This is a genomic window from Oceanococcus atlanticus, from assembly GCF_002088235.1.
Taxonomy (GTDB): domain Bacteria; phylum Pseudomonadota; class Gammaproteobacteria; order Nevskiales; family Oceanococcaceae; genus Oceanococcus; species Oceanococcus atlanticus.
In genome coordinates this window covers 446,621-461,009 of the sequence record NZ_AQQV01000002.1, presented here as the reverse complement: position 1 = coordinate 461,009, position 14,389 = coordinate 446,621, and the positions used below count along the sequence as shown (strand labels likewise).

The window sequence follows — 14,389 nt, the reverse complement described above, 5'->3', positions numbered from 1 at the left end:
GGATGAACATCAACTTCAAATTGTGCATTGCACCAAACCAAGGCGAGACGATCGAAGGCGGTGCATGCGGCTCCGGTGCTGAGCCGGTGATTTCTAACAAACCATTGATTTGTATAACGATGCTGAGTTGGCATGCGATTTGTTTAAAAAAGGTATCGAGACGTAGACCAGGCCTGGATGCGGGGTACGAGTGCGTCGATGCAGTGCAGATTTCCGTGTACACGGGGCTGCGCTTCGTCTGCCACGCCTGGGAGATCGTTATGGACGTTGCGAACAGGGCAACACGCATCATCACGCTCGATATGTCACTCGCCGCGGGACGCCGCGCCGTGTCCAGCCCGCAGGGCTGGCCGGCCCGCCCTGAGGTGGTCTGAGGGGCACGCCGACATGATCTCCGTCGTCCTCATCGATCTGGGTTCCCACCGCACGTCGACGCTTAGCGCGGCGCTGGCCGATGCCGGATACCGGGTCTCGCGGGTGCTGTCCGGCGAGACGGATGTGGCCGCCGAAATCAGTGCAATCAATCCCGATGCGGTGCTCATCGCGGCCAGCTCGGCCAGCCGTGACACCCTGGAGCATCTCGCCTTTCTCAGCGACGATTTTCCCAAGCCGCTGTTCATGATCCTGTCCCAGGATGACCGTAAGTTGCAGGCCGCCGCTGCCGATGTGGGGCTGAGCGCCTATGTGGTCGAGGGTTTGTCGCCGGCGCTGGTGCGCACGCTGGTTGAGGTGTCGGTGCAGCGTTTCGAGCGTGAGCACAGCCTGATGGATGAACTGGCCCGCACGCGCGAGGCGCTGGAGCAGCGCGCGGTGGTTGATCGTGCCCGTTGCCTGCTGATGGAGCAGCAGGGCATGACTGAGAAGCAGGCCTATCAGGAACTGCGCAGTGCAGCGATGCGCCGGGGCATCAAGCTGTCCGAGCTGGCGCGTCAGATCATGGTCGATGCCGCCGGGCGTTGAGCGGCGTGAACCGGACTAGCGGTGCAGGCGTTGCAGGCGGTAAGTGTCCAGGCTCTGACGCAGACCAACCGCCTGGCGAAAGGCTTCGGCATCAACCGGCGCAAAGGGCACGTCATACAAGCGCGGCGGCCGGTCGGTGGTGCTGGCCTCGTGTTCCTTCCACGGGTTGACGAACAGACCGATGGCCGCGTCCTGCTCGCCGACCACGGTGGTGCCGAGGACGGCGTCGCCGCTGGTCTGGGCAGCGACCGCTGGCGCATTGAACAACAGGGCAAGCGCAAAAGCGCTGCTGCAGGGATTGAGACGGGCGTAGGTCATGGCGTGCTCTGTTCGGCTACACGGGTTTGCGTGCTCTGGAGCTGATCTTCCAGGCGGTGAATCCAGGCCTGCACGATCAACGGGTTGTCACTGAGCTGCTGATAGCGACGATAGTGATCCAGGGCGTCCTGCGTCCGACCCAGATTGAGATCGTAAAGCAGGGCCAGGTTGCGGTGGCTGGAGGCATCGGCCTCGTCAATCCGCAAGGCCGCCAGATAAGCCTGTTCGGCCTCAAGATAACGCCGTTGCTGACGCAACAGGCTGGCCCGCCAGTTCCACGCGATGAGGTTTTCGGGATTGCTTTGGCAGGCCTGCGTGAAGCTGATCAGGGCAGCCGGCGTATCGTCGGCCCGGGCCTGCAGGATGCCAAGATTGGTCCACGCCCCGGACAGCCTGGGGTGCTGCGCGACCAGCGCGTGCAGGGCCGCCTTTGCGTCTTCAGCCTGGCCATTGTCGATCAGGCTCAGGGCCGCTGCGTATTGTGCCCGGGCATCATCGTTGATGGGCGCACTCGGCGTGGTGCTGGCGACACTGGGCGCGCGTCGGGCGGGCCCAGGCGCACAGGCCTGCAGCGCCAGCATCAGGACCAATGCGGTGGTGGCTAGCCAGGCACGGCTGCGCCGCGTGTCAGTGCAACGGTACATAGCGCTGCGCGAGCAATTCCGATTTGGCGTATTTGGCCGGCACCAGTTCGGCCAGCGCCTGGGTGCTGCGGTCGATCCACACATTCCACAATCCATGTCCCAGTTGGAGCAGGTTTTGTTCATGCAATTCGATGGCCAACTCCTCGAACGGGAAAGCCTGTTCCTCAAGCAGGAAGGCGAACTCCTCAGCTTCCAGCGGGCTCAGCCCGGCTGGCGCGGGGGCGTGCAACAGGGCGTGGGCAAACTCGCCGTAGCTCACACCCATGGCGAATATGGCGGCCGGCGTGGTCTGGGTGAAGCCGGCGTCGGCCGCCTGACGCAACCAGCCGATGGCACGTTCCATCTGCGCTTTGCGGCGTGACAGCGATTGTTCGAAGGGCGCCTGTATGCGGACGCCACTGGCCCGCGCAGCCTCCAGGCGCCCCAGTTCCAGGGCGGCCTGTGCGGCGCGCAGGCGTGATTGCTCATCGCGCGCCGCACCGGCGGCGTGCTCGGTCTGGATCAGGGCTTCAAGCCAGTGCGTGTACTGCTTGAGATCGCCAATCTGATCGCGGCTGAGTTCAGCCAGTCGCTGACGGGCACGCAAGGCCTGGCTCAGCGGTTCGGCATAGCGACGCGCGTAATCGGCATAGGCGCTGACGGCCTGACGCGTCTCGCCGCCGCGCTCGTACAGCTCGGCGGATTGCCAGGCGGCCTGGCGCCGGGTTTGCAATGGCAAAGTGCTGTCATTGGACATGGCCGCGTAGATCGAAGCGGCGGCTTCATGCTTGCCGCGTTGCTGGTAAACGGCAGCCAGTTTGCGGCGCGTTTCCGAGGCCAGTTTGTGATCCGGCTTGCGCCACAGGATCTGTTCTAGCACCGGTTCGGCAGCGGCCAGATCGTTGATGCTCAGCAGCATGGCGGCGGCATCAAAATCTGATTCGATGCGGATGCTGGCCTGCGGCACGCGCTGACCAACACGTAGAAAATGCGCCGCCGCCTGGGCGGCCTGGCCCTGCTCGCGCGCCTGCTCACCTTGCCGGTAGATGGCTACCGCGAGTTGGTCGGCAATCGAGTTGCCATCCTCTGCGGGCAGCAGGGCAAGCAGCTGGCCATAGGCCGATTCGGCGGCGGCGTAGTCGGCCAGAGCAAAGTGCGCGTCGGCCTGCACCGAGGCCGCCGCGATGCGCAGATCCTGACTCAGGTCCGTGCTGGCCAGGGCACGTGCGGCCTGGTTGGCGGCGTCACTCCAGCGCTCCTGCGCGGCCAGGTTCTCGGCCGTCTTGATCACCACGGCGGCCCAGTGCGGATGTTCGGTGAAGTGCTCAGCCAGTTTGAGACCGCTTTCGATGACGCGCGTCAGAGCCGCCTTGCGCTGCGCTTGAGCGGCGTTGTCGGCTTGGTGTTGCAGGATCAGCACTGCGGCATAGGCCGCATCGGCGGCGCGCTCGAAGCCGGGGTAGGCGTAGGCGGCACGCAGGAAATGTTCGGCTGCGGGTTGCGGCTGGTCGATGGCCTGGAAGGTTTCCGCCACCAGCAGCTCGATGTCGGCGGCGTCGGCGGCTTCCGGGAACATCTTCAACAGACGCAGATACCAGTCGGCGGCATCGCGGTAATGTGCATGGCCCTGGGCGCCGGCCGCCTGAGCCAGCGCATGGTGGTGCTCGGCGACCAGACGGGCGTAGCTGTGCACCCGGGCAAGCACCGCCGGGTCGGAGGCCTGGGCCGACCAGTAAGCGGCGTCCGGTGCATAGCGGATGGCGTACTCGCTCATGCTGCGCAGGGCTTCGGCGGTGTATCCGGCATCGCGGAAGATGCCGATCTGGCGCTGGTCGAAGTGTGGCGCCAGCGCGTGTTGCGGGTGGCGACTGGAAAAACGTTCGAAGGTGTCTGCGGCGGAATTGAGCATGTGTTTTTCCAGATACAGGGCCCCCAGGCTGGCGTAGACCAGGGGGTAGTAGTCGGGCTCGTTGGCAGCCGTTCCGTAGTGCCGGGCGAGTGCATCGGGGCCGCCGAGTTCGATCAGCGACAGGCTGGTCACGCGCAGGGCATCGCCTATCCATGGGTCGTCTGCGGCGAGTAACGCATCGAGGTCCTGCGCCGTGACCAGTTGCGATGGCGGCGGCAGATTGTTGTCCAGCATGCTGCCGAAGGTGTCGATGGCCAGCGCAAACTGGCCCAGTCGATAGGCTGACCAGCCCAGCTTGTAGCGTGCCATGCGGGCCAGCGCCGCTTGCGGATTGGCGCTCAGCACGCGTCGATAAAGCGGGCTTGCGGCGGCGTAGTTGTGCTGCATGAATTCCAGCTCGGCCAGGCGAAAGGCCACATCCTGGGCAAGCTGCGAGTCACTCTGTTCAAGCAGGTCGCGCAGTTGGGCGCTGGCCCGCTGCGGCTGGCCGGCCGCCTGATAGGCGCGCGCCAGCTGATAGCGCGACAGGTCGCGGTTGCTGTCCTCGGGATGCTGCTTGAGCAGGTCTTCAAGGCTGTGGATGGCAATGGCCAGATCGGCGTGGGCATCGCCGTCCACTTCAGCGCGGCGGATACGCAGGTAAGCGGCGCGTCGGGCCGACTCGGTGCGTGTGGCCGGGTCGCTGGCCGAATCGGCCAGCGCGTCATAGTTGCGGATGGCGACATCATTGTCCGGCGGCAGGCGGGCCGAACTTTCCATCCGTACCAGACTGGGCCGGGCGGCCAGAAACCAGTTGCCACGGCTGGGTGTCTTGAGCTCGGTGCTTTGGCCCAGCGTGCGCACGCGGTTGTCCGGCAGGCTGCTGCAGGCGCACAGGCACAGACCGAGCATCAGGTTGAGTGCGCGCGGTTTCATGGCGTATCCACCGCGTTGAGGGTGAAGTCGATCTGGCGGTCGTGCAGGCGGGCCAGAGCCAGGCGGGCTTCGCCCAGATAGCGTTCGGTCATGTGTTGCCAGGCATGGATCTGAGTCAGGGTTGCCTGACTCCAGCGCGCCTGACATTGCTGCACCACGGCGACGGCCTGTTGCGCCAGATTGGGTTCCGGGCTGTCCTGCAGCCAGCGAGCAGCCTCGCGCAACTGGCGACAGTGCTGCAAGGTTGCCGCCAGCGCAGGTTGTTGCAGCAGGCGTTCGAGATGGAAGTGCTGCGGCAGCTGCTCACGCCGCCACCAGCGCGAGCCGCGTTCAAGCTGATCCCAGCTTTGGGCGTCGGCGGCGTGTTCGATCAGCTGCTTGGCCAGCATCTGTATCTGGGGCAGCTCGATGGCATCGAGCTGAGCGTTCAGCACGGCGAGCTTTTCCACGCCACGGTCGAGGCGGGCACGGGCATCTTCGAAGGCGCCCAGATGCACCAGCGCATAGGCGATGGCCAGCATAGCTTCCTGCACCGGCGGGTCGAGCGGGTCGGCCCCCATCAGATCAATCCAGGCTTGCAGGGCCCGCTGAAGATCTTCGGCGCGCTGGCCGCGGGCCACACCGTGAACGGTGCGAAACGGGGTCATGCGGCGGGCTTGTGCGGTGGCATCGTCGCCGCGTGGTCGCAGGATGTCGCCCAGCGCATCACCCACCGGCAAGGCCTCGACCGTTTCCGTGGTCGCCGCGCCGCCCGGCGAAATCTGTGCCCAGCCCAGGCCCAGGCGACCGGCGTTGCTGAACGGACCGCTGGCTCGAACCTGGGCGAATGCCGCCTGCGCCAATGTCGGGCGCATGTGCCGCAGGTGGCTGTAGCCGAGCATCAGATTGGCCTGATCGCGCACGCTCCAGGCCAGTTCGTCGTCAACCTCGGGCGTCAAGCTGCCGAGCCGCTCAAGCACGGCGTGTCCGGCACTGCCGCCTTCCATGGCGGCGCGATTGAGCGTGGCCAACATCACCTCACCCTGGGCCAGGGTGTTGTCATCCAGCTCCAGCGGTGCCGGTCCCTGCCGCAAGCTCAAAGCCACGGCGCTGCGGCGCGGGTGAAAGGGTGCGGGCAGGGCGTGTTGCAGCTGCGCCAGGGCCTGCATGGCGGTGGCGCTGTCGGCCTGTTTGAGGGCGACTTCGGCCAGGCGCAGCTGGGCCTGTGCAGCGATGTCCGGTGGTGCCTGCGTGCCGAGCCTGCGCCAGCTGGCGCGACTGTCGAAGCCGAGCTGATGACGAGCTTCGGCCTGCAGCAGTCGGGCCTCCCAGGGTAACGCACCGCGGGAGGCTTGCGCATGCAGCAGGGCGGCCGCGCGCAGCGGACGCCCGGCGGTCAGTTCAAAGGCGGCATGGCGGGTCAGCGCAGCGCTGTCCGTGGTGATGCTCAGGGCATTGCGCCACAACGCCCAGCGTGGCGGTGCGAGCACCACGCTGGTGGTGGTGTCGGGTGCATCCAGGCTGCGCTGCTCGATCTGCCAGTGGTCCATGGGCGCGTCGTCGAGGTGGTTGTGCTGAACCTCGATAAGCACCGTTTGAGTGCCTTGCGGCAGCGGCAGGGGCATCAGCGCGCCTTCGGCCAGTGCCTGCGCTTCGGCGTGACTCAGGCGGCGGTCGAGATGGACCACCTCATCGCTCATCAGCAGCACGCGGCGAATGCGTCGATGCTCGGCCTGTTGGCCCAGATAAAGCGTCGCCACCTCGCCCGGTTGCTGGGCCAGCGCGGCCTCAAGCACGGCAGCCGTGCGTTCATCCAGGGCGGCCCAGGTGTGCGGCGATGCTGCCAGCCAGGCAGCGGCCAGCAGCATGTTCACAAACCTTGAGCGAAGTCGCATATGCGTTGGCCTAGTCCATTGCGTGCGCCGCCACAGGCACGGCGGTCGGCGATGCCGGCGGCTGGCCGGCGCGCATTTGCATGAAGGGGTTTTGGCTGAGCATCAGATGGCCTGCATTAGCGTGTACGACGGCGGCGCCGGCGCGCGGTCGACCAGTACATGTAGGCGCCCGTCAGCCCCAGCAGCACGGCGGCAAAGCCGACCACATTGATGACCCAGGGGCCGTAGCGTCCGAACAGACGGCCGCTGTGGGCGTCGATCAGGATCTGCTCCAGCGGCATGGTTGGTTTGGCATAGGGCAGGGCCTGCTCCTGCAATTCCGGTGGCAGCCGCTGGGGCTTGGACCAGCTGACCAGCGCCCCTGCGGGCAGTGGTTCCCAGCTCAGGCCGTCTCGGGTCACAAAGGTGTCGAGGTCCTGGATTGCAATGCCGTGGGTGTCGGTTTCGCCGATGCGGCGGATGGCCGAGATCGGCAGGGTGTAGCCGCGCAGCTCGTCGATGCGCTGGCCGTTGACATCAAATATGGCCAGGCGATCGCTGGCCGCAACGAACAGCAGCGGATCGTCGGCATCGCCGTTGCTGGCCAGACCCAGCGGTGACGGGATGTACTCAATCACCGGGCGCCCGTTGAGCAGGGTGTTCTCGCTGGTCTGGGCCAGCCAGTGGCTATCGCTGAAGTAGCCGGATTTTGGTGGCTCCGGGTGCAAGCCGTACAGACTCATGAGCCAGCCTGAGTCGATGCGTACGGCATCCAGGCCCCAGCCGGCACTCTGGTTGAGGACGAAGCCGCTGGCCCCGAGCCAGACCATGAACAGGCTGGCGAAGAGCCCGGCGCGCTGGTGCCATTGGCGGGTACGCGCCGCCATGGTGAGCTTCTGACGCTGGAACACGAAGGGTTCGCGACGCCATTTTTCCATGCGCGCATACCAGTTGCGTCGCGGGTTGTGGGTGGGTGCCGTTGCGGGGGCGGCGCTGATGCTTTTGTTGTGCATGGCGTTACTCCTAGAGCAGGCTATCCAGCTCGATCGCCGTGCGTGCCATGCGCTCCATCATCTTGACCGAGAGCGTGGCGCCGGAAATGTTGTCGACGCTTTGATTGAGTCCATTTCCACTGGCTTGTGCACCGCGAATCTGGTTCAGGAATGAGGCTTCGCCGACCTGCTCGCCGCGCGACTCACGGTAGATCAGTACGCGCAGGTGTTCGATCTGCCCGTTGTTGATGACAAAGCCGCAGGTGGTGGGCACGTAGCCTTCCTTGCCGATGTCATCGAAGATCCAGGCTGTGCGGGTGCCCTGTTGCCAGTAACGCACCCGGCTCTGTGGAAATGCGCGCCCGAACACGGCTGAAATTCTGCTTTGCTCGTTTTGCCCCAGTGTCAGCGTCTTGGGTGCCGGGGCACTGCCGTCGAACACCTCGGCAAGAAAGGCTTCGGGAGTTTGAAATGTTTTGTACAGCTCAAATGCGTAGGCGCTGGCTGCGGTGAGCAGCCACAATGCCAGCACCACGACATAGGCGATCAGTTCATGGCGCCCGAATGCGCGCCCGCTCGGAGCTGAACGGGTTGCGGTGGTTGAGGGCGGTGTAGACGGAGTCATGCAAGCTACCTGAATCGAGTGAGGATTGGTCTTGAAAGAGGCGTGGGGGCGGCCGAATTGAAGCCGCCAAGTCTTTGGGGAACTCACTTAGGTGACATCTCATGCGTGATGCAGCGACCGCAACCAGGGAAGTGACCCGCCCCCACGCAAGGGGGTGACCGTGCGCCTTAATGCGTCACGATGTCGTCGGTAAACGGCGCCAGCGCCGCGATGAGATAGTTACAGGTGTAGTAGGTGATATTGGTGCGCTCGCACGCGTTGTAAGCCGCCTCCACCACGGCGTTGAACTGCTCCATGTTGATGGCCAGGTCGGCGTGTGCAGCCGCCATGCTGGCACCCTGGTATTCCACCGGTTTGCCAAGCACCAACTGTTCCAACTGGGTGTTGAGGTAGATCTGCCGCTCGATGTTGCCGTACTCACGAAAGACGTGATTGATGCGGTTGTCGAGCATGATGTAATAGAACAGTGACTCGACCCAGTTGCGCACGCCTTCCTCGCCGCCGAACTTTTCGACAGCCGAGGAGGGGATGCCCAGGATGGGGTTGGTTTTCTTCTCGGTGGCTGCGGCGCTGTGCGCCGCACCCAATCCGAAGCTGGCAGCCAGGGTCATGGCGATCAGACGTGTCTTGAGTGTCATGTGAATCTCCTTGCGTGGTTGCTGTGCGCCTTACCAGGTCGCGTGCATCGAGATGTAGAAGCCATGCTGCTCGGGTGTGAGCGTGATGTTGCCGAGCATGGCGTAGGCGAATACGAACGAAATGTTCTTGTTCGGGAAGTAGGCGAAGAAGGCGTCAAACCAGTCGTCTTCGGGCAGCTGGGTGAGGGTGTCGCCGGTGCCCAGGCCGAGGTCGCTGAGCAGGCCGGTGACGCCGGTCAGGTCCAGTCCGGCCAGTTCCACACTGTGGCCACCGAGGTTGTCGCCGTGCTGGGCGTACTCAAAGCCAAAGGCCGTGTTCTTGGACAACAGGTGGGCGATGGAGACCTCCAGTCGCAGTTCCTTGTCGTTGCCGTCAGGCCCGCCGAAACCGGTCAGACCGGTCTGGTTGGCCGAGGTGTAACGGCCGGCCACGCTGACCAGGGTGCTGATCGGGAAGAAGATCTTGGTTGCCACCGCATAGGCTTCCCAGTCTTCGGTGTCGGCCGCCTGCAAGGTGTTCATCAGGGCGGCGTTCTTGTTCTCCTTCCAGTGACCACCGATAGCGACCTGTGGAATCCAGCTGTCCGAGGTGTAGACCGCATCCCCGAACAGGCGCAGCTTGGCCCCGTAGACGTCCATCTTGATCGTGGTGTTGAAGGGCTCGATGCCGGTGTCCAGGCCGGCGGCATCCGAAATCAGACCAACGGTGTCGAAGGTGCCACCTGTTGGCAGCGTGCTGCGGGTGTATGACAACTCCAGGCGATCGAAGAAACCAGCGGTGAAACCATAGGAGTTGAGCGAGTAGTCGGGCAGGTACACCCAGGTGTAGTGCAGACCACCGTTGATCCCGTCGCGAGTGGCATAGCCGGAGATCGTGGCCCAGGGGGCGATGCCCCCACCACCGGCTCCATCGACGTTGATGACCCCACCGGTGGCCAGTACCTTGCCGGAATTGACCAGTCCGGCCGTTGCCGTGTTACCCCAGAGCAGTCCGCCTGCGACCAGCATCGCACTCGCCCAGCGGCGTTTACTCCCATTCGAATAATTCATTTGTTTTGTCCTCAAAAGTTACTCACGGTTGCGGCGTCTAAGCAGCCTGGACGCCGTGTACTTGTCTCCCTGATCGGACACCTGGCCGAACAACCGGCCAAAAAAAAGCGCCCTCATCACCGAAACCAGATTTCCGGAGATGAGGACGCCGTTGTCCTTGTGTGGCAGCGCTTTAGCGTTGCCGCCTGTTTGTCTTCAGCACCCCAGCGGTGCCTGGTTTTATTAAAGCAATGGCTATGCCAACTTGCCTTGCGGTGCAGATGGGACGTTTACCCAGCCTGCAGTGCTACACAGGCCGCCGTTGACCTGCTTGTTGCCTGACGCCAGCACCATGCTGGCGCGATTGCGCACCTCAGCAGTGCGCCTGCGTCATCGTGGTGATGTTCTCAGCCCTCCACCACAACGGTGCCGGTCATGTATTTGTGCATGCCGCAGTGGTACGGGTATTCACCCGGTTGCTCGAAAACGCGACTGAAACTGTCGCCCTTGCGCAGCGCGTCACTCTGGCGGGTGCCAAAGACAACGATGTGCCGCGACATCTCATTGTTGGTCCAGGTCACTGTAGAGCCCTTGGCCACCACCAGCCGTTCCGGGCTGAAGGCATGGCGGTCGATGCTGACCGCGGCAGTGCCGGATGGCGCAGCTGGCGCTGCTGCGGTTGTCGGTGCAGCAGCGGTTGCAGGTGCACTGTGCTGATGGCTGGTGTGCTGTAGCGGCGCGCTATAGCCCCCCGAGTTATACGGTTTGCTGGTTTGCTCGGCCTTATAAGTTGAGGTGGTATGTCCCGGAAAGGCGGGCGCTTCGGTCACTTTGATCTCGTCGACCGGTTTCACAATGATCTTGCCGTTGACTGCTTTGGTGACCGCGCACTGATAGGTGTATTCGCCGGGTTGGTCGAAGGTACGACTGGCGGGGCTGCCGCCCCAGGGCAGAGCTTCGTTGCCAATCGTCCAGATTCGACCGATCTTGACGCCATCTGAAAACGTGATGTCGTATGAGGTTTCGTCATAGTTTTTCCAGACAACTTCGGTACCGACGGGCACGGTCAAGGTGCTTGGTTTGGCGTGGAAGGTGGAGATGTACACGGTCTGCGGCGGAGGTGGTTCGGCGGCGACCGGTGCCTGCGGTTTGAGCGTGCCGATCAAGGCCAGCTCGACGCGCCGGTTGAGTGCCCGACCGACGGCCGTGGCGTTGTCGGCCATCGGTTGCGATTCACCCAGGCCCTGGCTTTCCAGCTGCGCCGGATTGACCCCGGCGCCGATCAGGAAATCGACCACGGCCGAGGCCCGCTGCAAGGACAGGGCCTGGTTGTAGTCGGCCCCGCCAACTGCATCGGTGTGGCCCTGGATGGCCACTTTCATGCTCGGGTTTTTCTTCAGCTCGCTGGCAACCTGCTGCAGCAGACCGATCGAATGCGGCTTCAATGTGGCCTTGTCGGTGTCGAATTTGACGTCGCGCAGGATCAGCGAGTCGCCGGCCATACAGCCGCCCAGTTCCAGGGCAGAAGACGATGTTGGTGCGGTGCAGCCAGCCCCGGCGCTTGATGGCAGCGGCAGTGCCGCCATCAAGAGCAGGGGTAACAGCAAGGGTTTCAAGTGCGTTTTCATGTGAACTCCCAGGGTCGTTGCGCCGCGCATAGACGCTGCGCATAAAAAAAGCCCACGCCCCCGGGCTCGGGAGCGTGGACTTCGTTGTCCGTGAATCAGCGGTTTGTGTGCTGCGTGGCCGCGCCGCGCAAGCCTCTCTGACGAAGCAACAAATATGCCAGTGGCGGGCCTAGTCGGTGCTGTGGGCCAGTGATCGGTTGTTGCGGGTGTCGAGCAGAATCTTGCGCAGTTCGGGCACGCAGGAGCCACAGTTGGTGCCGGCCTTGAGGCACTGGCCAATGGCCTCGGGGCTGTCCAGGTCCTGTTCCTGGATGGCGCGCGCAATGCTGTTGCGGCCTACGCCGAAGCAGGAACAGACCAGCGCGCCGGCATCGGCTGTGGCATCGGCCGGACGTCCGGCGAGCACGCTGATGCGGTCGCGATCATCCAGCGGTCCCTGATCAAACAGGGCGGCAAGCCAGGCGCGAGAGGGCAGGTCCGGTTGCGGTGACACGAACACGCAGGCGTGCACCGTGTCGTCGATGATCACCGCAGCGCGGTACAGCGCCGAGGCGTTGTCGCGAAACTCGATCAGATCGACCGCTTCGCTTTGATCCAACTGCAGCAGATCACGACTCCACTGCGACCAGTCGTCCGGTTGATGACGGCCGGCAATTTCGTAACGCAGGAATGACTGCCCTTGAATGCGGGTCCACCAGGCCAGTGCGGTGGTGTCGATGTCATCGCGAGTCAGCACGAAGCCGTGCCAATCCACGCTGAAGGGCTCGATCGACACCGGGGTGTGCTTAAACTCCGGCTCGCCCGAAATGGGACACACCGCCGGGTTGACGACCTTGCCCACGCGGGCATCCGAGGCGGTCTGCTGACTCCAGTGGATGGGGATGAAAATCTGCCCGCGTGACATCTCAGCACTGAAACGCACGCGCACCACCACGCGGCCCCAGCGGCTGCGCACGCGGGCCAGCGCGCCCTCGCGCACCGCGCACAGCATGGCATCGTGCGGGTGGATGTCCACGAACGGCTCGGCAATGTGATTGGACAGCTGCGGCGCCAGACCCGTGCGCGTCATGGTGTGCCACTGGTCGCGAATGCGCCCGGTATTGAGAACAAACGGGAATTCGGCATCGGCGGCGTGAACCGGCGCCCGGTATGTCACGGCGACCAGATTGGCACGCCGATTGGCGGTGTAGAAATGTTCGGTGCAGAGCCGCGCGGTGCCGCCATCACCGGCCTGCCGAACCGGCCACTGTATCGGTTGCAAGGCGTCGTATTGCTCGGCGCTGAGCCCGGCCAGACCGCCGATGTGAAACGGACGAGGCGTCTGGTCATCGCTGTTGGCATGAGCCGACAGTCGCGCGTGCTCATCGAAGATCTGGGCCGGTGCGGTGTAGTCGAAGCCGCGGTAACCCAGACGTTGTGCAACCTGGCTGATGATCCACCAGTCGGGACGTGCTTCGCCGGCGGCGGGCAGAAAACCACGCTGGCGCGAAATGCGGCGTTCCGAATTGGTCACCGTACCGTCTTTTTCAGCCCAGCCGGTGGCGGGCAGGCGGATGTGTGCCAGGCGCGCGGTGTCGGTGTCTTCGCGTATGTCCGAGACGATCACCAGTGGGCAGCGCTCCAGTGCTTCGCGCACCCGGTTGGCGTTGGGCAGGCTGACCACCGGGTTGGTCGCCATGATCCAGATCGCCTTGATCTGACCGCTGTGCACCGCTTCGAACAGATCCACGGCCTTGAGTCCGGGCTGGCTGGCGATGCGCGGGCTGCCCCAGAACTCCTGCACCAGGGCGCGGTGGCCGGGTTCGCTCAGCGACAGATGTGCGGCCAGCATGTTGGACAGACCACCGACCTCGCGCCCGCCCATGGCGTTGGGTTGGCCGGTCATCGAGAACGGACCCATGCCGGGGCGTCCGATGCGACCGCTGAGCAGATGACAATTGATAATGCTGTTGACCTTGTCGGCGCCGGCGCTGGATTGATTGACGCCCTGCGAGAACACGGTCACGACCTTTTCGGTGCGCCCGAAGCGCTGGTAGAAGGCGCAGACCTCGGCGATGCCCAGTCCGCACAGCTCAGCCACCTCATCAACACTCAGCTCGGCACTGTCCAGGGCCTGGCGGGCACCCTGGGTGTGGCGCGCCACGAATTCTTCATCGACATGGCCGCGACGATGCAGGTCGGACAGCAAGCCGTTGAACAGGGCCACATCAGTGCCCGGCTTGAGCGCCAGATGCTGGTCGGCAATGTCGCAGGTCGGGGTGCCGCGCGGATCGATCACCACCACATGCATTTCAGGGCGCTGGCGTTTGGCCGCGACCAGACGCTGATACACCACCGGATGGCACCAGGCCAGATTGGAGCCAGTGATGACCACCATGTCGGCCAGCTCCAGATCCTGGTAGTTGCATGGCACGGTGTCGGCGCCGAAGGCGCGCACATGCCCCGCCACGGCCGACGACATGCACAGGCGCGAATTGGTGTCGATGTTGGCGGTGCCGAGATAGCCTTTGACCAGCTTGTTGGCGACGTAGTAATCCTCGGTGAGCAGCTGACCGGAGACATACAGCGCCACCGCTTCGGTGCCATGCTCGTCGATCACCTGCTTCAGGCGCTGCGCGGTGGTGCTCAGCGCCGTATCCCAGCTTTCGATGCGACCACCAATCTGCGGATGCAACAGCCGCCCTTGCAGGCTGGTGGTGGCGGCCAACGCCGAACCCTTGGAGCACAGACGCCCCAGATTGGCGGGGTGCGCCGGATCGCCGGCGATGTGAATCTGACCGGCGCCATCAACGCTGGCCTGCACGCCGCAACCAACGCCGCAATAGGGGCAGGTCGTGCGCTGGGTGCCGCTGTGGGCCAGGGGCAGGGCGGGAAGATTGGACATGGTGGTTGTGGCGGC

At 64.2% G+C, this 14,389-nt stretch carries 12 protein-coding genes; 2 read left to right on the top strand and 10 right to left on the bottom strand.

Annotation, left to right across the window (positions count from 1 at the left end; translation table 11 throughout):
* The first annotated feature begins 2 nt into the window (after positions 1 to 2).
* Together ATO7_RS09315 and ATO7_RS09310 are read left to right on the top strand one after the other, a co-directional pair.
* Positions 3 to 374: a hypothetical protein gene (locus tag ATO7_RS09315; protein ID WP_083561419.1), complete on the top strand. Its 372-nt coding sequence runs from the start codon at positions 3 to 5 to the stop codon at positions 372 to 374.
* 13 nt (positions 375 to 387) lie between these two features.
* Positions 388 to 960: an ANTAR domain-containing response regulator gene (locus ATO7_RS09310; protein WP_206044862.1), complete on the top strand. Its 573-nt coding sequence runs from the start codon at positions 388 to 390 to the stop codon at positions 958 to 960.
* Between the two features lie 15 nt (positions 961 to 975).
* Here ATO7_RS09310 and ATO7_RS09305 read toward each other — a convergent pair whose 3' ends face one another.
* From ATO7_RS09305 to ATO7_RS09265, 10 genes are all read right to left on the bottom strand, one after another.
* Positions 976 to 1,278 (bottom strand): hypothetical protein, encoded by a 303-nt coding sequence (locus tag ATO7_RS09305; RefSeq protein ID WP_083561416.1) that lies wholly within the window; start codon positions 1,276 to 1,278, stop codon positions 976 to 978.
* Positions 1,275 to 1,922, bottom strand: coding sequence for a tetratricopeptide repeat protein (locus tag ATO7_RS09300; RefSeq protein WP_158523136.1), 648 nt, complete (start codon positions 1,920 to 1,922; stop codon positions 1,275 to 1,277). The genes ATO7_RS09305 and ATO7_RS09300 overlap by 4 nt, the downstream gene beginning before the upstream one ends.
* A complete protein-coding gene (locus ATO7_RS16965; RefSeq protein ID WP_158523135.1) occupies positions 1,906 to 4,725 on the bottom strand; it encodes a tetratricopeptide repeat protein in 2,820 nt (939 codons plus the stop codon). The genes ATO7_RS09300 and ATO7_RS16965 overlap by 17 nt, the downstream gene beginning before the upstream one ends.
* A complete protein-coding gene (locus ATO7_RS09295) occupies positions 4,722 to 6,572 on the bottom strand; it encodes a hypothetical protein (RefSeq protein WP_083561412.1) in 1,851 nt (616 codons plus the stop codon). The genes ATO7_RS16965 and ATO7_RS09295 overlap by 4 nt, the downstream gene beginning before the upstream one ends.
* Before the next feature lie 143 nt (positions 6,573 to 6,715).
* Entirely contained in the window at positions 6,716 to 7,591 is an 876-nt protein-coding gene (locus ATO7_RS09290) for a PepSY domain-containing protein (protein WP_083561410.1), read from the bottom strand.
* Positions 7,592 to 7,601: 10 nt separating this feature from the next.
* Positions 7,602 to 8,195, bottom strand: coding sequence for an FMN-binding protein (locus ATO7_RS09285; RefSeq protein ID WP_083561408.1), 594 nt, complete (start codon positions 8,193 to 8,195; stop codon positions 7,602 to 7,604).
* Positions 8,196 to 8,362: 167 nt separating this feature from the next.
* The gene (locus tag ATO7_RS09280; protein WP_206044861.1) at positions 8,363 to 8,833 is read right to left on the bottom strand and encodes a group I truncated hemoglobin; all 471 of its coding nucleotides are present in this window, start codon (positions 8,831 to 8,833) and stop codon (positions 8,363 to 8,365) included.
* A gap of 30 nt (positions 8,834 to 8,863) precedes the next feature.
* Positions 8,864 to 9,883: a DUF3034 family protein gene (locus ATO7_RS09275; protein WP_083561407.1), complete on the bottom strand. Its 1,020-nt coding sequence runs from the start codon at positions 9,881 to 9,883 to the stop codon at positions 8,864 to 8,866.
* Between the two features lie 386 nt (positions 9,884 to 10,269).
* A complete protein-coding gene (locus ATO7_RS09270) occupies positions 10,270 to 11,490 on the bottom strand; it encodes an OmpA family protein (RefSeq protein ID WP_158523134.1) in 1,221 nt (406 codons plus the stop codon).
* Between the two features lie 169 nt (positions 11,491 to 11,659).
* Positions 11,660 to 14,374 (bottom strand): nitrate reductase, encoded by a 2,715-nt coding sequence (locus ATO7_RS09265; protein ID WP_083561805.1) that lies wholly within the window; start codon positions 14,372 to 14,374, stop codon positions 11,660 to 11,662.
* Positions 14,375 to 14,389: the final 15 nt, after the last annotated feature.

Coding starts and splice junctions, on each gene's coding strand:
- ATO7_RS09305 (WP_083561416.1), bottom strand. CDS start 1,278: ATGACCTACGCCCGTCTCAATCCCTGCAGCAGCGCTTTTGCGCTTGCC.
- ATO7_RS09285 (WP_083561408.1), bottom strand. CDS start 8,195: ATGACTCCGTCTACACCGCCCTCAACCACCGCAACCCGTTCAGCTCCG.
- ATO7_RS09300 (WP_158523136.1), bottom strand. CDS start 1,922: ATGTACCGTTGCACTGACACGCGGCGCAGCCGTGCCTGGCTAGCCACC.
- ATO7_RS09315 (WP_083561419.1), top strand. CDS start 3: ATGAACATCAACTTCAAATTGTGCATTGCACCAAACCAAGGCGAGACG.
- ATO7_RS09280 (WP_206044861.1), bottom strand. CDS start 8,833: ATGACACTCAAGACACGTCTGATCGCCATGACCCTGGCTGCCAGCTTC.
- ATO7_RS09290 (WP_083561410.1), bottom strand. CDS start 7,591: ATGCACAACAAAAGCATCAGCGCCGCCCCCGCAACGGCACCCACCCAC.
- ATO7_RS09265 (WP_083561805.1), bottom strand. CDS start 14,374: ATGTCCAATCTTCCCGCCCTGCCCCTGGCCCACAGCGGCACCCAGCGC.
- ATO7_RS09270 (WP_158523134.1), bottom strand. CDS start 11,490: ATGAAAACGCACTTGAAACCCTTGCTGTTACCCCTGCTCTTGATGGCG.
- ATO7_RS16965 (WP_158523135.1), bottom strand. CDS start 4,725: ATGAAACCGCGCGCACTCAACCTGATGCTCGGTCTGTGCCTGTGCGCC.
- ATO7_RS09310 (WP_206044862.1), top strand. CDS start 388: ATGATCTCCGTCGTCCTCATCGATCTGGGTTCCCACCGCACGTCGACG.
- ATO7_RS09295 (WP_083561412.1), bottom strand. CDS start 6,572: ATGCTGCTGGCCGCTGCCTGGCTGGCAGCATCGCCGCACACCTGGGCC.
- ATO7_RS09275 (WP_083561407.1), bottom strand. CDS start 9,883: ATGAATTATTCGAATGGGAGTAAACGCCGCTGGGCGAGTGCGATGCTG.